This window comes from Billgrantia kenyensis, assembly GCF_013697085.1.
GTDB classification, from domain to species: Bacteria; Pseudomonadota; Gammaproteobacteria; order Pseudomonadales; family Halomonadaceae; genus Halomonas; species Halomonas kenyensis.
Window position 1 is genome coordinate 232,195 of sequence record NZ_JACEFT010000002.1, and the last position, 17,286, is coordinate 249,480.

Sequence of the window (17,286 nt, forward strand, 5' to 3'; positions counted from 1 at the left end):
GATGACGTATCTTTCCCGCCCCCAGGTCGCCGCCAGCGCCGTCACCTTGGTGGTGCTCAACAGCGAACGGCTGGAGGGGCGCTCCACCAGCAGCCATGTATTTCCGGCCTCGGGGGGAACCCTGGGCAGCGCCGCGAGCGACGACTGGCTGCTGCAGGACCATGCCGGGCGAATCCGCCCCGCCCATGCCGAGATCCGCCGGGCCGACGGCCAGTTCTGCCTGATCGACCGCAGCGGCCACACCTTCATCAACCAGGCCACGCTGCCGCTGGGCCGCGAGCGTCGGGTCGCCCTGCGCGATGGCGACGAGCTGGGGATCGGCGAGTACCGGGTGCGCGTGCATCTGGGTGACCGTCAGGCCGGCCTGCCCGGTGCCCAGCCGCTTGCCGCCCTGGTCGACGACGAGCAGGAGGTTCTGGCGGAGCAGGGCGTGGTGCCGTACCGGGCCGCGCACTCGACCGCCTTTCCGCCGCCGCGCCGCGACGACCCGTTGGAGGCCCTGGGCGAGGCCACGCCGGGTGCCAGCCAGCGCGATCCGCTCACGGCCCTGGCCCACGAGCATGATGCGGCGCAAGGCGATGACGATGCGCTGCTCGGCGTCCTGGCCGAGCAGCGGCATGGCGACACGGGGCAGCACGGCTCTCTGGAGTGGCGCGCAGCGGCGCCGACCAATCGACGATACGAGGAAGATACCAAGATGAACCGGGAAATGGACGAAGGCCTGCTGGACGATCTGGAACGCTCGGTGGGTGAGCAGCTCGAGGAGCGCTGGCAGGACAGCGTGCCGGCCGGCGCCGGCTCTACCGGCAGCGATCCGCTGCTGCGCGCACTCGGCGCCGAGCTGCGCTTTGCCGACAGCGAAGAGCAGCTCAACTTCATGGCCGAGGCCGGCCAGACCCTGCGCGCCGCCATCGAAGGCCTGCAGGCGCTGCACCGCGCTCAGGACGACAGCCGCTATCCGCTGCGCGACCGCCGCCTGCAGCCGATCGAGGACAACCCGCTGCGCCTGGGCCAGCCCTACCGCGACACCGTGGAGACGCTGTTTTCCGCCCGTCGCAGCCCGGTGCACCTCTCGGCGCCAGCGGCGGTCACCGAGTGCCTGACCCATCAGGGGCAGCACCAGGCGGCGGTGGAGGAGGCCATCGGCGAGGCGCTGCAGGCGATCCTCGATGCCTTCGCCCCCGACGCCCTGCTCAAGCGCTTCCATGCCTATCGCGGTGCCGGCAACCGTCTCGACGACGAGGGCAGCTGGGCCTGGGAGATGTATCGCCATTACTACCAGGAGCTCAACTCCGGTCGTCAGCAGGGCTTCGCCAAGCTGTTCTGGGAGGTGTTCGAGCAGGCCTACGACCAATCGGTGCGACGTCAGCAGCGCGAAGCCAAGTGAACACAACAAGACGGGACGCAGGAAACATGAGTACAAGACTTTTGCGCGCAAGCAAGGCCTCGGGGCGCTCCTTGGCGTGGCTGGCGGTGCTGCTGCTGGCGCTGGTTCTCAGCGGCTGTACCACCATCGGCAAGACCTGGCAGGTGATCCGCGATCCCTCGATCCCGGTGGGCCACCCTGAAGACCGTCCGACCCGGGTCGATCTGGCCATGCTCGCCGAGCCCGACGTCAATCCCAACTTCGAGGGCGAGGGTACGCCGCTGCGCTTCCAGATCCTGCAGCTCAAGGACGACTCCATGCTGATGGCAGCCGACCACCAGCAGCTGCTCAACGATCTGGAAGGCGCCCTGGGCACCAACTATCTGTCGCATGACGACTTCACCCTGCTGCCGGGGCAGTGGAAGTTCTACGAGCCGTTCGACATCGACGAAGAGACCCGCTACATCGGGCTGATCGCCTTCTACAACAACCCCGACCAGACCGAATGGAAGAAGGTGGTGCGGGTCGCCTCGCGCAGTGAGGACTACCACCTGCTGGTGCACCTGCGCGCCGACGAGGCCGAGCTGAGGAAGGAAGACTGATGGCCAGCCGCAACCGAGTGGTATGGAGCGAAGGGCTGTTCATCAAGCCGCAGCACTTCCAGCAGCAGCAGCGCAGCCTCGAGGGCCTGCTCGAGACGCGCCTGCGCGGCATCAGCCACGCTCTGTACGGCTTCCAGACCCTGGAGCTCAACGCCGAGTACCTGAGCTTCGGGCGCATCGCCATCGGCCGTGCCAGCGGCGTGATGCCCGACGGTACGGCCTTCCTGCTGCCCGAAGACGATATCGAGCCGCAGCCGCTGGAGATCGACGACGCCGGTATCGCCAACCAGCTCGTCTACCTCTGCCTGCCGCTGGCCACCGATGCGGTGGGTGAGGTGCGCTGGCCCGACGACGACCTGCCGACCCGCTATCGCCTGGCCCAGCGCAGCGTACGCGACCTGCACTCCCGCGATGGCGATACCGCCATTCTCGATGTCGCCCGGGTCGCGCCCAGGCTGCTGCTTGAGCGCGACGACCGCAGCGCCTACACCTGCCTGGCGGTGGCACGCATCCACGAGCGGCGCCCCGACGGCAGCCTGGTGCTCGACGAGCAGTTCATCCCCACGCTGCTCAACGTGCAGGCGGCGCCGGTGCTGCAGCGCTTCGTCGGCGAGATGGCCGGACTGATGCGCGAACGCGCGCGCAATATCGCCCATCGCCTCGCCTCGCCGCACCAGGCCGGCGTGGCCGACGTCTCCGACTTCATGCTGCTGCAGTTGCTCAACCGCGCCCAGCCGCGCTTCCAGCACCTGGCGCGCCTGGGTCACCTGCATCCGGAGCGGCTGTTCGCCACCATGCTGGAAACCGCCAGCGAGCTCACGACCTTCACCGACGAGTCGCGGCTGCCGCCGGAGTATCCGGCCTATGACCACGACCACCCCGAGCGGGCCTTCCGCATGCTGATGCAGAGCCTGCGTCAGGCGCTCTCCACCGTGCTCGAGCCGCGCGCACTGGCGATCCAGCTGCAGTCGCGCCGCTACGGCCTGCTGGTGGCACCGCTGGCCGATCCGGCCCTGCTCGAAAGCGCCGATTTCATCCTCGCGGTGCGTGCCGACATGCCCCACGAGCGGCTGCGCAAGCTGTTCCTGCAGCAGACCAAGGTGGCCAGCGTGGAGCGCATCCGCGACCTCATCAGCCTGCAGCTGCCCGGCGTGCCGCTGGAGCCGCTGCCGGTGGCCCCGCGCGAACTGCCCTACCACGCCGGCTACAGCTACTTCCGCCTCGACCGGCAGAGCCAGGCCTGGAGCATGCTCGACGGTGCCAGCGGTTTCGCCTTCCACGTGGCGGGCGAATTCCCCGGGCTCGAAATGCAGTTCTGGGCGATCAGGAGCTAAGCCATGCAAGAACTTGCCACCACGCGATACGAACCCGAGGCTGGCGCCGTGGCGCGCTATGCCCCCACCCGCCACGAGGACCGCATCGACGAGAGCGGGCTGGAGCGGCTGATCCACAGCCATGCCGAACAGCTCGACGCCGACGAGGAGTACTGGTTCCGCCTGCGCGGCTACAACCTCAACCCCCTGGCCGACGCCGCCAGTTCGCTGCTGGGCATGGTGCTGCGGGTGCGCCAGCTCGACGGCATTGGCGATCTCGACCGGCTCTACCGCCAGGTGGTCGACGAGATCGCCGCCATCGAGGTGGAGCTCACCGAGCAGGGCTACGACCGGCCTACGCTGCTGGCCTTCCGCTATGTGCTCTGCTCGTTCATCGACGAGGCGGTAATGGCCACGCCCTGGGGTCACCAGAGCAGCTGGGCCGAGCACTCGCTGCTGACGCGTTTCCACAACGAGACCTGGGGCGGCGAGAAGGTCTTCTCGATCCTCGCCCGGCTGCAGCAGGAGCCGCAGCGCTACCGCGACATGCTGGAGTTCATCTACCTCTGCCTGTGTCTCGGCTTCGAGGGGCGCTACAAGGTCATGGACCACGGCCGCGAGGAGTACGAGCACATCGTACGCACCCTCGGCGACCAGTTGGCGTCGCTCAGCGACACCCCTGAGGACAGCCTGACCCGGCCGCTCGACAACGTCATGCCGGGGCGGCGCCACCGCGGTCGCGGCATCCCGGTGTGGGGCGTGTTCGCGCTGTTCGCCGTCGCCATGGTCGGTGCCTACCTGGGCTTCGCCTGGACGCTCGATCAGCAAGCGGCCCAGGTCGGTACCCTTCTCGATCAGATTTACCGTTAGGAGATCCCATGCTCAGGGTAGAGCTTCCCGCGCTCATCGGCCGTCTCAACGCCGTTTCCCGTCAAGGCCTGGAGCAGGCCGCGGTGCTGTGCGCCGAGCAGCAGGCTCCCGAGGTCACCGCCGGCCACCTGCTGCTGGCGCTGATCGATCAGCCGCTGTGCGACCTGCGCTGCCTGCTCGAAGGGCAGGGCGTCGACCTTCATGAGCTGCGCGCGCGGCTGGTCGAGGAGACCCGCCCGCCGCGGGACCTGGCCGTCACCACGCCGAGCTTTTCACCGCTGCTGGTCGAGCTGCTGCAGGACGCCTGGCTGCTGGCCACGACTGAGTTCGCCTACGACAGCCTGCGCAGCGGCCTGATCTTCACCGCCCTGCTGCACAACACCGGGCGCTATGTGGGGCCGCGCAGCGCCACGCTGCTGGCCGAGATCAATCGTGAGGGGCTGCGTCGTGGCTTCGAGCGGTTGGCCGCCGATTCTGCCGAGGCGCCCCGCGCCGACTCCGGCGACGCCGGTCGTCGCCCGGCCCAGGCCGCCCAGGGCGATAGCGCCCTGGCACGCTTCGCCACCTCGCTCACCGAGCAGGCCCGCCGCGGCGAGCTCGACCCGGTGCTGTGCCGCGATCCGGAAATCGACCAGATGCTCGACATCCTCGGCCGCCGGCGCAAGAACAACCCCATCGTCATCGGCGATGCCGGGGTGGGCAAGAGCGCCGTGGTCGAGGGCCTCGCCGCGCGCATCGTCGAAGGTCGCGTGCCCTCGGCGCTGGCCGACGTCGAGCTGATGAGCCTCGACCTCGGCGCGCTGCAGGCCGGTGCCGCGGTCAAGGGCGAGTTCGAGAAGCGCCTCAAGGCGGTGATCGAGGAGGTCAAGACCTCGCCCCGGCCGATCCTGCTGTTCATCGACGAGGCCCACACCCTGATCGGCGCCGGCAACCAGGAGGGCGGCGGCGACGCTGCCAACCTGCTCAAGCCGGCCCTGGCCCGCGGCGAGCTGCGCACCATCGCCGCCACCACCTGGCGTGAGTACAAGAAGTACTTCGAGAAGGACCCGGCGCTCTCCCGGCGCTTCCAGCCGGTGGCCCTGGCCGAGCCCAGCGTCGACCAGGCGCTGATGATCCTGCGCGGCCTGCGCGACACCTACGAGAACGCCCACGGCGTGCTGGTGGGCGACAGCGGCCTGCGCGCCGCCGCCGAGCTTTCGGCGCGCTACCTGGCCGGCCGCCAGCTGCCCGACAAGGCCATCGACGTGCTCGACACCGCCTGTGCACGGCTCTCCCAGGCGCTGGATACTCCGCCGCGCCGGCTCAGCCACCTCAAGAGCGAGCACATTTCCGCCCAGCGCGAGCGCGAGCAGCTCGACCGCGAACGCCTGCTGGGGCGCAGCCCCGACCCGGCCCGCGAGGCCGAGCTCGACGCCCGCCTGGCACGCCTGGAGGAAGAGGTCGAGCGGCTCGAGGCGGCCTGGATCGACCAGCGCGAGTGCGTCGACGCCATCATCGCGCTGCATCGTCAGCTGCTCGAAGCGGGCAATGACGACGCCGAGGTCGAGCCTGCGGCTGCCGAGACCGAGGTGGCCAGCGACGGCGTGGCGGCAGCGGATGCCGCCGCCGCGAGCCCTGCAGATGGTCTTGCAGAAGGTCTTGAAGCAGGACTTGAAGCAGGTGTCGCCGAGAGCCCTGAAGAGAGCGTCGGCGAGGCTGCCGATGAGGTCGCCGTCGCAGCAGCAGAAGATCCGCACGAAGCCCTGGCCCGCCACGAGGCGCGTCTGGCCGAGCTGCAGCAGGAGTTCGCCCTGGTCAACGCCAGCGTCGAGGAGGCACAGATCGCCCAGGTCATCGGCGACTGGACCGGGGTGCCGGTGGAGCGCATGACCAGCGACGAGCTGACCCGTCTCACCGAGCTGCCCGAGCATCTTGGCCGGCTGGTGCAGGGCCAGGACGTGGCCATCGAGCGCGTGCATCGCCACCTGCTCACCGCCCGCGCCGACCTGCGCCGTCCCGGCCGCCCGCTGGGTGCCTTCCTGCTGGTCGGCCCCAGCGGCGTGGGCAAGACCGAGACCGTGGTGCAGATCGCCGAGCGCCTCTACGGCGGTCGCCAGTTCCTCACCACCATCAACATGTCCGAGTACCAGGAGAAGCACACCGTGTCGCGGCTGATCGGCTCGCCGCCGGGCTACGTGGGCTTCGGCGAGGGCGGTCTGCTGACCGAGGCGATCCGTCAGCGGCCTTACTCGGTGGTGCTGCTCGACGAGGTCGAGAAGGCCCACCCGGACGTGCTCAACCTGTTCTATCAGGCCTTCGACAAGGGTGAGCTGGCCGATGGGGAAGGGCGTCTGATCGACTGCAAGAACGTGGTGTTCTTCCTCACCTCGAACCTCGGCTACGAGGCCATCGTCGCCCACGCCGACGAGCCCGCGGCGCTGGACGACGCGCTCTACCCGGTGCTGGCGGGCTTCTTCAAGCCGGCGCTGCTGGCGCGCATGGAAGTGGTGCCCTACTTCCCGCTGGGCGCCGACACCCTGCGCGACATCGTGGCGGCCAAGCTCGACACCCTGGCCGAGCGTATCCGCTCGCGCCATCGCCAGGCCGAAGTGGTGCTCGACGAGGCCCTGCGCGACGCCATCTGCGTACGCGCCACCCGCAGCGAGAACGGCGCGCGCATGCTCGAGTCGGTGATCGACGGCGAGCTGCTGCCGCCGGTGTCGCGGGCGCTGCTCGACCGCATGGCGCGGCGCGAGCCGGTGACCCGGGTGGCCCTGGGCGTCGACGAGGCGGGCGCCTTCACCGCGGAGGTGGTGTAGGCGATGACGGCGAAGGCGATCGACATGCGCTGGTGCGAAGGCGACCTGCCGACGGGGCCCGGCCTCGACGGCATGGCGCGCGCGCTGGCGCTGGTCGAAAGCGCCTCGCCCGCCGAGCTGCGCGCCTGCGCCAGCGGCATTCTCCAGGCCAGCCACCAACTGGCCTGGGTCAGCTGTCTCTACCTCGACGGCAGCGGCCGCTGGCTGGGTGGCGACGGTCTGGGTGGCGACGATAGTGACATGCGCTTCGACTGCGACGACTTCCGTCACCCCTATGCCCACGCCATTCGTCAGGGCAAGCCGCTGCGTCTTGGCCTGCTGGAGGCGCGTTCGCGGCTCGACCACGCCGACTTCCAGGCTCAGGTGGCGGCGCTTTCCGGCGGGCTGCAACTGGTGGTGCGTCCGCTGCGGGCGCTGGACGGCAAGCGTGAGTGGCTCGGTGCCCTGGCCATGGCCGGGGAAGCGGCCACCCTCGCCCGGCTCGAGGCGGACGGCGAGTTCGCTGCCTTCGAGGCGCTGCTGTGCCGACTGTGGGCGGGGCTGACCCGCCACCAGGGCGAGCGTCAGCGTGAGGCGAGCCTGCGTCAGTCGCTGGCTCAGTTGAGCGACGGCGCCCGGCGCCAGGCCCTGGCCGAGCGGCTGGCCGCGGATCTGCTGGGCGGATCAAAGGCCATGCAGGCGCTGCGCAGCCAGGTGGTGCGTGCGGCGGAAACCAACCTGGCGGTGCTGCTGCAGGGCGAGACCGGTACCGGCAAGGACCGGGTGGCGCGCGCCATTCACCAGTTCTCGGCGCGCAGCCAGGGCGCCTTCATGGCGATCAACTGCGCGGCGATCCCCGAGTCGCTGTTGGAATCGGAGCTGTTCGGCCACGCCAAGGGCGCCTTCTCCGGTGCCGACCAGGCCCGTGAAGGGCTGATCAGCCAGGCCGACGGCGGCACCCTGTTCCTCGACGAGATCGGCGACATGCCGCTGCCACTGCAGGCCAAGCTGCTGCGAGTGCTGGAAAACGGCCGCTATCGGCCGCTGGGCTCGAGCGAGGAACGCCGCGCCGACCTGCGCCTGGTGGCGGCCACCCATCAGCCGTTGCGCGAACGGATTCGCGACCAGCGTTTCCGCGCCGACCTCTACTACCGGCTGGGGCAGTTCCCGCTGACCCTGCCGCCGCTGCGCGAGCGCAGCGAGGACATCGGCGAGTTGGCGGAAGCCTTCGTGGCCAATTTCTGCGCCCGTGAGGGGCGCGACGAGATGGGCATCACGCCGGCCGCGCTGCGCCTGCTGCGCGAGCGCGACTATCCGGGCAACGTGCGCGAGCTGAAAAACCTGATCGACTACGCCTGCGCCATGACACGCCCGGGAGAGGACGTTGCCCCGACGGCGCTGCCCGAGCGGGCCGACACCGAAGCGAACGACGATGGCGATGCCGTGCGGACGCCGCCGTTCAGCGCGACCGCCGACAGCGTGCAGGACCTGCGGCGTGCTCTGCGCGACTACGAGGCGGAGTTGATCCGCCAACGACTGCTGCTGTTTGACGGCAATCGCGCCCTGGCGGCCGAGAGCCTCGGCCTGCCCAAGCGCACCCTGGCACACAAGTGCCGACTGCTGGAACTGGATGCCAAATGAGTTCGACCTCTGTTTTCCGCTGCGCGCCATGGTTGGCGCTGGCCGTGAGCCTGATCGTTGCCGCCGACGCCTGGGGCGATACCGCCGAAACCGTGGTGGCCCAGGCCCGCGAGTGCGCGGCCGAGTCCTCGCGCCTGGAGCGGCTGGGCTGTTACGACGCTCTGTTCCTGACCCGCGACGAGGCGGCGGTGAGCGAAGACCTGCGCCCCGCCCTGTGGCATGCGATCAACGCCCAGGAAGCCGAGCGCGAAGGCGACGACATGGGTCTGCTGGTACGCGAGGAGGGCGAGGACGTGCGCATCAGCGCGCCGGCGCTGGGCAGCGTGCCGCCGCGGCCGCAGCTGGTCATCGCCTGCGAGAAGTCCATCACCCGCTTCCAGCTCCACCTGCCTCAGGCGCTGGAGGCCCCCCGGGTGCAGGTGCGCCTGCAGGCCGGCGGACGCGAGCTGGAGCAGGTATGGCAGGCCCGCGACGGCGGCTACGTGGTCAGTGGCGGCCGGGGGCTGCCGGCCATCGCCACGCTGCAGCAGCTGCTCGACGCCGACGAACTGGCACTGGGCAGCGACCAGGCCACTCTCGACGGCCTGCGCTTCGAGACCGCCGGGCTGCGCCAGGCAATTCAGCCGCTGCGCGACGCCTGTCGCTGGTGAGGTTAGAGATGCGAATCGTCAACGAGACACAGCTGGAAGGCCTGCTGGCTGCACTCCCCCCGGAGGGCGTGGGCAGGCCCGTGGTCGACAGCGCCGACTATGCCTGGCTCGACGAGGAGATGATGAAGATCGGCTCGTTGCAGCACGGCGGAGTCGATTGGGAGGGGGCCGAGACCCGCGCCGTGCGCCTGCTGAGCGAAACCGGCAAGGACCTCAAGGTGCTGGGCCACCTGCTGCACTGCCTGCAGCGCGGCGGCGACGGCGTACGCTTCGCCCTCTCGCTGCGGCTGTTCGCCGGCAGTCTCGAAGGCTGGTGGAACCAGGCCTACCCCTACGCCGGCGTGCAGGGCGAACGGCTGCGGCCACGGCTGTTCCTCCAGTTCGCTCAGCGCGCGCTGACGCTGGCGGAAACCCTCGACTTCGACAACGCCGCCGACGAGCACCAGGCCTGCGAGGGCGCCCTGGAGGCGCTGCTGGCGGCGGCCCGGGGCCTCGAACTGCCCGACGAGCCGCTGGTGGACCTGCAGCGCCTGCTGCGTCAGGCCCGCCCCAGCCAGGCCGCGGCGTCCACCGCCGCGCCGTCGCGGGAAGAGGCTTCGCCAAGTACCGCGCCGAGCGGTGCCTCTGCGCCCACGGCCAAGTTGCCCGAGATGCGCCTGGAAGCGGGCAACGAGCGCGGCAATCGGCAGGCGCTGCTAAAGATGGCCGATTTCCTCAACGAGCAGAGCCCGAGCGACCCGCTCGGCTATCGGTTGCGGCGTCACGCCATCTGGCATGCCATCCAGGCGCTGCCGGCCACCCGCGACGGCGTCCGCTCCGAGCTGGCGCCACCCGCCGCCGACCGGGTGGCGGAGTATCGCGAGGCGCTCTCTCGCGGCGCCGACACCGAGCTGTGGAAGCGCATCGAGAACAGCCTGGCGGTGAGCCCCTACTGGCTGGAGGGGCACCGTCTCAGCGCGAGTGCCGCCGAACGGCTCGGCCATCCGCGCTGCGCCGCGGCCATTCGCGACGAGGCGGGTCGCTTCGTCGAGCGACTGCCCGGCATCGAAGCGCTGACCTTCAACGACGGCAGCGCCTTCGTCGACGCGGAGACACGCCAGTGGCTGGAGGCCGCCGCGGGCGGTAGCGGCGGGGGCGGACAGCAAGGCGGTGGCGATCCGTGGCAGGAGGGGCTCGCCGAGGCGCGCGAAAAGCTCGATGCCGAGGGCCTCGAAGCGGCACTGACGGGGCTCGACCGCGGCCTGGCCGAGGCCCGCTCGCCGCGGGAGGTCGCCTACTGGCGTCTGGCCAGCGCCGATCTGCTGCGCGATGCCGGGCTGGCGGCGCTGGCCGCCCAGCACTATCGCGCGGTGCAGCAGTCGCTGGTCGGCATTGGCCTGGAGCAATGGGAGCCGGCGCTGATCGAGCGACTCGAGATTCTTTCCAACAACATTATCGACAGGGACGAGGGCTAAGGCTCATGTGGAAAAGTGTGAAGTCCGGTCTGAGTCGCTGGGTACCCGGCGTCTCCAGGGCTGAAAGCAACCTCAACCGGGCCAAGATGCACGGTAACAAGGCCCAGGGTATTGGCAAGCAGGCGAGCAAACTCACCGCCGTGCTCTGGTGGCTGCTGCTGGCCGCGCTGGTCGCCGCCATCTGGTGGCTGGGGCCGATGTGGCAGGTACGCGACAGCTACCCGCTGGCGCCCTGGCTCAACCGCCTGCTGGCCACCCTGGCGCTGGCCACCCTGGTGGCGGTGGTGTGGGGCATCCGCCTCGCTCGCCGGCTCCGCGAGGTGAGCGACGAGCGCCGCCACAACGAGCAGTTGCAGCTCGACCCGGTGCTGGCTCAGGTAGAGCAGCAGGAAGCGACGCTGAACGCCACCCTGCACGAGCTGCTCGACAACCTTGGCGCCGGTCCCGGAGCGCGCTACAAGCTGCCCTGGTACCTGGTGATGGGCGTGGAGAACGCCGGCAAGACCAGCCTGATCAACCGCTCCGGCCAGAACTTCGCGCTGACCCACGTGATGAAGGCTTCCGGTCAGGGCAAGAAGGGCAACCAGTACGGCTTCGACTGGTGGATCGGCGACAAGGCGGTGCTGATCGACCCCGACGGTGAACTGCTGACCCAGGGCGCGCTGGAAGGGGGCGAACCCCAGGAGATGCAGAGCCGGCTGTGGGATCACTTCGTCGGCTGGCTGGAATACAACCGCCCCCAGCGCCCGCTGGACGGCGTGGTGCTGGTGCTCGACCTGGCGCGGCTGAGCGATGCCCGGGTGGCGGTGCGCAAGGCCTACGCCTCGCTGCTGCGTGCGCGCATGCGCGAGCTGATGGAGCGCCACGGCGCGCGCCTGCCGGTCTACGTCACCTTCAGCAAGATGGACTTGCTGCACGGCTTCGACGACTTCTTCCGTCACTACTCGCGCGCCGCACGCCGGGCGCCGCTGGGCTTCACCTTCAGCGCCGAGAGCGTCGAGCGTATCGACCAGTGGGCCGACGAGTTCGCCAATTCCTACGATGCCATGCTCGAGCGCCTCAACCGCAGCCTGCCCACGCTGCTGGCCGAGTGCCGCGACCGCGAGGAGCGTGAATCGGTGTTCCGCTTCGTGCGCCAGCTCGCCGGCCTGCGCGACGTGCTGCTCGGCTTCCTGCGCGAGGCGCTCTCCAGCGACCGCTACTCCACCGCCGCCATGGTGCGTGGCACCTACTTCACCTCGGTGTACCAGCAGGGCGTGCCGGAAGATCCCTTCGTCGACGCCGCCGCGCGCCGCTACGGCATGGCCGATACCACTCAGCCGGCCCACCGCGCCGCGCGCAGCGCGCTCTACTTCACCGAGGAGCTGTTCGAGAAGGTGATCTACCCCGAGGCTGGGCTGGCCGGCGACAACGCCCGTGCCGCCCGGAGGCGGCGTCGCCTGCGTCGTACCAGTGCCTTTGCCTGCCTGGTGGGCGGTCTGGCGCTGGTGGGCGGCTGGAGCCACTTCTACCAGAAGAACACCCAGGCGCTGGCGGCGGTGGAGGAGAAGGCCGAGGCCTTCCTCGCCGCCCAGCCCGACGAGCTGCGCAGCGACGACCCCACCGGCTATGCGCTGCTGGAGCCCCTCGACCGGCTGCGCGCCGCCACCCTGGAGTTCGGCGACTATCGTGAGCACCTGCCGTGGCTGGCCGACATGGGCCTCTACCAGGGTCACGCCGTGGGCCGCCAGGTGGAGAGCGCCTATCTGGCGATGCTCGGCTACCACTTCCTGCCCTCGCTGATGGTCGGCATCATGGACGACATGAACCGCGCCGAGGCGGGCAGCAACGAGAAGCTGGCCCTGCTGCGCGTGCTGCGCATGATGTCCGACGCCAGCGGGCGTCAGCCCGAGCGGGTCGAAGCCTACATGGCACGGCGCTGGCAGCGCGCCTTCCCGCAGCGCGGCAGCGTGCAGGAGCGCCTGCTCGACCACCTCGCCTACGCCATGGCGCACACCGACCTCGAAGGCCAGATCGCTTCCGGCGACCGCCACGCCGAGCAGGCCATGGCGGCACTGCGCGGCAGTCTACAGGCCGCTCAGGAAGAGCTCTCGCGTCAGCCCATGGACGAGCGGGTCTACGCCACCCTCAAGGCGGAGAGCTCCACCCGCAGCGGCGCGGTGCTCGAACTCCCGCAGGGCGTGGGTCCGTCGTTCAACGCCGTGTTCATGGCCCGCGACGACGAGCTGGAGCGCCTGCAGGTACCCAGCCTGGTGACCCGCGACGGCTTCGAGGGCTACTTCCTCAAGGAGATCGAACAGGCCACCGAGCTGGCGATGATCGACCTCTGGGTGCTGGGCCAGCGTGACGACATCGCCTTCAGCGCCGCCGACGAGCGCCAACTGCGCGACGCCCTGCACGAGCGCTACGTCAGCGACTACCACGTGACCTGGCGTCAGGTGCTCGACGACCTCTACCTGGTACCGCTGCCCGACATCGACCAGGCCGTGTTCGTGGCCGACACCCTGCTCGGCGCCAGCCGGCCGCTGGATCGCCTGCTCGGCGAAGTGGCGCGCCACACCCGGCTCTACCCCGAGCTGCCGGTAGACGACGAGGCCGCCCGCCAGGCGCTGGAGCGCTCGCCGCGCTACCGCCTGGCCGGCGAGATCGAGCGCAACTTCCGCGACCTCAACGGGCTGCTCGACGCCCGTGGCGACAACCCGGCCGACATTGCCGAGATCAAGGTGGCCATCGGTGAGCTGCGCGACTACCTGCGCCAGGTACAGGGCGCCAGCGACCCGGGCCGGGCGGCTTTCCTCAGCGCCCGTGACCGCCTGGCGCTGCGCGGCGGCGACCCCATCCACAACCTCAAGCGCATTGCCGAGAACACCCCGGCCCCGGTGGATCGCATGCTCGAGAGCCTGGCCGACCAGAGCTGGCAGCTGATGATGGCCAGCGCCATCCGTCACCTGGAGCACCAGTGGCTCGACGAGGTGGTGGGGCCCTATCAGGAGCGTCTGGCGGGCCGCTACCCGCTGGTGCCCAGCGCCTCGCGTGAGGTGGCACTGGCTGACTTCGAGGCCTTCTTCGCCAGCGGCGGCATCCTCGACCGCTTCTACCAGGAGAACCTGCGTCCCTTCATCGAAGAGGCGCCCGAGTTCCTGGTCGATGCCGAGGGCAGCCCGCTGCTGCGTCAGAGCGTGTTCACCGCCTTCCAGCGCGCCGAGCAGATCCGTCAGGCCTACTTCGGCCGCGACGGCGTGCTCGACGTGGAGTTCGCCCTGGAGCCGGTGAGCCTGAGCGCCGACAAGCGGCGCAGCGTGATCAACATCGACGGGCAGATCATCGACTACGCCCACAGCGCCAGCTCGCGGGTCTCGATGATCTGGCCCAACGCCCTGCGCGGCGGCAATGAGAGCCGCATCACCCTGGTACCGAGCCAGGTCAACCGCTCGCCGCGCAGCCTCAGCCGCGACGGCGCCTGGGCCTGGTTCCGCCTGCTCGACGAGGCGGAGATCACCAGCGCCGGCGAGCGCGACCTGGAGCTGCGTTTCCAGGTCGACGGCGGCACGGCGCGCTATCGCCTCCATGCCACCGGCTCGCGCAACCCCTTCACCCGTCCGCTGGTCGCCGGCTTCCAGCTGCCCACCGCGCTGTACGCCGAAGGAGGCTTCGATGTTGGCAGCCTTTAAGCGCCTATTTGGCGGCGAACGCCGCAAGGAGGCGGCGCCTGCCAGCACCGAGGAGGCGGTGAAAGGGCTGGAGGAGGCCTCGATGGAAGACATCGACGTCTTCCTCGAGGCGGCCCGGCGTGCCGATACCAAAGGGCACTCGCCCTGGGTACTGCGCGACGAGGCCCGTTTGGCCACCCTGCGCCGGGCGTTGGAATTCACCGTGCAGCACGGCCAGTGGCTGCAGCGCGACGGCGGCAACATCGCCCGCTGGCAGGGCCGGCTGCTCAAGCTGCGCCACGGCGAAGGGCCTACCCTCGGCATGCTGCTGGCGTGCCGACCGGATGACGAAGCGGCCTGGCAGCTGCGCTTCTTCTTCGTCGAGCCCGAGTGGCAGGGCAGCGGACACGGGGCACGCCTGCTGCGGGCGGCGCGCCTCAGCCTGAACGGCGTACCGCTCAACGCCCGGCTGCCGCTGGCCTGCCAGTCGGCGATACGCAGCCTGGAGCAGGCCGGCTTCGCACGCATGCACGTCAATGCCTTCGAGGTGGCCAGCTTCGAAGCGCCCGCCGAGTGGGACTAGGCGAATAGCGACAGGAGAACGACAGATGGGACGCAAACTGGTACTCGTGGGTGACATCGGCACCGATCACGACGGCTTTCCGCCAACGCCGGTCACCGCCGGCAGCCCGACCGTGATCATCGACGGCAAACCGGCAGCGCGCCTGGGCGACCCCCTGGCCCCGCACGACAAGCCCAAGCACCCCTCGCACCCGCGCTCCATTGCCGAGGGCTCGGGCACCATCCTGATCGATGGCAAGCCGGCAGCGCTCACCGGCCACGCCGTCGATTGCGGCGGCGTTGTGATCGGTTCCGCCAGCGGGGAGGGCAGCTGACATGGCCGACCGCACCGGACTCCAGTTCACCCTCGATCTCGCCGGGGTCGACAGCGCCGAGCTGGCGGTGATCGACTTCACCCTGGAAGAGGCGCTCTCGCAGCCCTTCCACCTCAAGGTGCGTTTCGCCAGCCGCAACGGCAGCCTCTCCGCCACCGAGCTGCTCGACCGCCCGGTGAGCCTGACGATCTGGCAGGAAGGCGAGGTGCTGCGCCGGGTCCACGCCGTCGTCAGCGAGTTCGGCCGCGGCGACCGCGGCCATCGCCGCACCCTCTACTCCCTGGTCGCCCGCCCGGCGCTGTGGCGCCTCGACCTGCGCCACAACTCGCGCATCTTCCAGGAGGTCTCGCCGCTCACCGTACTCAACACCCTGTGCGACGAGCGCGGCCTCACCGATGTCGCCTTTGCCGTCACCCGCGACCTGGCGGAAAGAGAGTTCCTCGTGCAGTACCGGGAGACCGATCTCGCCTTCGTCGAGCGCCTGGCCGCCGAAGAGGGCCTGTTCTATTTCCATGAGTTCGAGGATGCGCCGAACGGTGCCCACCGTCTGGTGTTCGCCGACGCCCCCCAGACCCTGGCCCACCTGGGCGAGCGCACCTACCACGGCCGCGCCGGCGGTACCCCGCCGAGCCGCCACGTGCGCAAGCTCCAGCAGCTCGCCCGGGTCGCCCCGGCCTCGGTCACGCTCAAGGACTACTCGTTCAAGAACCCGGCCTATGCGCAGCTTCACGAGCACGCCGCGGGTGACCTGGAAGAGCACGCCCAAAGGGACGACTACGAGCATTACGACTACCCCGGGCGCTACAAGGCCGACGCCTCCGGTGACGCCTTCACCCGCATCCGTCTCGAACACCTCAGAAGCGGCGCCCTGACCTGTGCCGCCGAGAGCGACCTGCCCGAGCTCGCCCCCGGGGTCAAGTTCACCCTCACCGACCACGACCTCAGTGAACTCAACCGTGACTGGCAGGTGGTCAAGGTCAAGCACGCCGGCAGCCAGCCCCAGGCCCTGGAAGAGGATGGTGTCACCCAGAGCGACGCGGCGGGAATGGGCCAGATGACCAAGTTCGACAACGAACTGATCCTCACCCCTGTCGACCGCGCCTGGCGCCCTACGCCCAACGCCAAGCCCCGCGTCGACGGCCCGCAGATTGCTTTCGTCGTCGGCCCCGAGGGCGAAGAGATCTACTGCGACGAGCACGGCCGGGTTAAGGTCCAGTTTCCCTGGGATCGCTACGCCGAGCCCAATGAAACCGCCAGCGCCTGGGTGCGTGTCTCCCAGGGCTGGGCCGGCGGTGGCTACGGTAGCATGGCCATTCCGCGGATTGGGCATGAGGTGGTGGTGTCGTTCCTCGAGGGCGATCCGGATCAGCCGCTGATCACCGGGCGCACCTACCACGCTGTCAACACGCCGCCCTACGCGCTACCCGAGCACAAGACCCGCACCGTGATCCGCACCCAGAGTCACAAGGGCGAAGGTTTCAACGAACTTCGCTTCGAGGACCAGGCCGGCGACGAGCAGATCTGGCTGCACGCCCAGAAAGACCTGGAGCTGCTGACCCACAACGACCGCACCGAAGAGATCGGCAACGACAGCTTCCTCACCGTGCACCACGACCGCATCGGCGAGATCCACGCCGACGATCACCTGACGGTACACGGCAGCCGCCACACCCAGATCGACGGCGACGACCACCTCATCGTCGACGCCAGCCGTCACGAGAAGTACGGTCGCGCCCAACTGGTCGAAGCCGGCCAGGAGATCCACCACAAGGCGGGCATGAAGGTGGTGATCGAAGCCGGCGCCGAGATCACCCTCAAGGCCGGAGGCAGCTTCGTCAAGCTCGACCCCAGCGGCGTCACCATCGTCGGCAGCCAGGTCAAGATCAACTCCGGAGGCAGCCCCGGCTCCGGCAGCGGCCAGGCCGCTCAGGCACCGGCGCTGCCGCGGGAGGCGGAAGCGGCACCCGACGTGCCGCGTATCGAGCCGCCACGCCAGGAGGCTGCGCTGCGCCAGGAGTTGGCATTGACCCAGCCCTGTACACCGCTTGGCGATGATTAGGGATAGAA

12 protein-coding genes are annotated in these 17,286 nt (G+C 69.7%); all 12 read left to right on the top strand.

Features of this window, described 5'->3' with window-relative positions:
* Position 1 precedes the first annotated feature (1 nt).
* The 12 genes from tagH to H1D44_RS03710 are packed head-to-tail and all read left to right on the top strand — an operon-like array spanning position 2 to position 17,278.
* Positions 2-1,387 (top strand): type VI secretion system-associated FHA domain protein TagH, encoded by a 1,386-nt coding sequence (gene tagH, locus H1D44_RS03655; RefSeq protein ID WP_181513484.1) that lies wholly within the window; start codon positions 2-4, stop codon positions 1,385-1,387.
* 26 nt (positions 1,388-1,413) lie between these two features.
* Positions 1,414-1,968 (top strand): type VI secretion system lipoprotein TssJ, encoded by a 555-nt coding sequence (tssJ, locus tag H1D44_RS03660; RefSeq protein WP_181513485.1) that lies wholly within the window; start codon positions 1,414-1,416, stop codon positions 1,966-1,968.
* Positions 1,968-3,302 carry a type VI secretion system baseplate subunit TssK gene (gene tssK, locus H1D44_RS03665; protein ID WP_181513486.1) on the top strand — a complete coding sequence of 445 codons (1,335 nt, stop codon included), beginning with the start codon at positions 1,968-1,970 and terminating at the stop codon, positions 3,300-3,302. The genes tssJ and tssK overlap by 1 nt, the downstream gene beginning before the upstream one ends.
* Before the next feature lie 3 nt (positions 3,303-3,305).
* The gene (icmH, locus tag H1D44_RS03670) at positions 3,306-4,151 is read left to right on the top strand and encodes a type IVB secretion system protein IcmH/DotU (protein WP_181513487.1); all 846 of its coding nucleotides are present in this window, start codon (positions 3,306-3,308) and stop codon (positions 4,149-4,151) included.
* 8 nt (positions 4,152-4,159) lie between these two features.
* On the top strand, positions 4,160-6,949 hold the full coding sequence (gene tssH, locus H1D44_RS03675; protein ID WP_181513488.1) for a type VI secretion system ATPase TssH: 2,790 nt from the start codon (positions 4,160-4,162) through the stop codon (positions 6,947-6,949).
* Positions 6,950-6,952: 3 nt separating this feature from the next.
* The gene (locus H1D44_RS03680; protein ID WP_181513489.1) at positions 6,953-8,569 is read left to right on the top strand and encodes a sigma-54 interaction domain-containing protein; all 1,617 of its coding nucleotides are present in this window, start codon (positions 6,953-6,955) and stop codon (positions 8,567-8,569) included.
* Positions 8,566-9,219, top strand: a complete 654-nt coding sequence (gene vasI, locus H1D44_RS03685; RefSeq protein WP_181513490.1) for a type VI secretion system-associated protein VasI — start codon at positions 8,566-8,568, stop codon at positions 9,217-9,219. Before H1D44_RS03680 ends, vasI begins: the two co-directional genes overlap by 4 nt.
* 8 nt (positions 9,220-9,227) lie before the next feature.
* The gene (tssA, locus tag H1D44_RS03690) at positions 9,228-10,673 is read left to right on the top strand and encodes a type VI secretion system protein TssA (protein ID WP_181513491.1); all 1,446 of its coding nucleotides are present in this window, start codon (positions 9,228-9,230) and stop codon (positions 10,671-10,673) included.
* 5 nt (positions 10,674-10,678) lie between these two features.
* The gene (gene tssM / locus H1D44_RS03695) at positions 10,679-14,344 is read left to right on the top strand and encodes a type VI secretion system membrane subunit TssM (RefSeq protein ID WP_181513492.1); all 3,666 of its coding nucleotides are present in this window, start codon (positions 10,679-10,681) and stop codon (positions 14,342-14,344) included.
* Positions 14,328-14,906: a GNAT family N-acetyltransferase gene (locus H1D44_RS03700; RefSeq protein WP_181513493.1), complete on the top strand. Its 579-nt coding sequence runs from the start codon at positions 14,328-14,330 to the stop codon at positions 14,904-14,906. The genes tssM and H1D44_RS03700 overlap by 17 nt, the downstream gene beginning before the upstream one ends.
* Before the next feature lie 25 nt (positions 14,907-14,931).
* Complete coding sequence (locus H1D44_RS03705) at positions 14,932-15,219, top strand: type VI secretion system PAAR protein (RefSeq protein WP_181513494.1); 288 nt, start codon at positions 14,932-14,934, stop codon at positions 15,217-15,219.
* Between the two features lies 1 nt (position 15,220).
* On the top strand, positions 15,221-17,278 hold the full coding sequence (locus H1D44_RS03710; RefSeq protein WP_181513495.1) for a type VI secretion system Vgr family protein: 2,058 nt from the start codon (positions 15,221-15,223) through the stop codon (positions 17,276-17,278).
* The last annotated feature ends 8 nt before the right edge of the window (positions 17,279-17,286 follow it).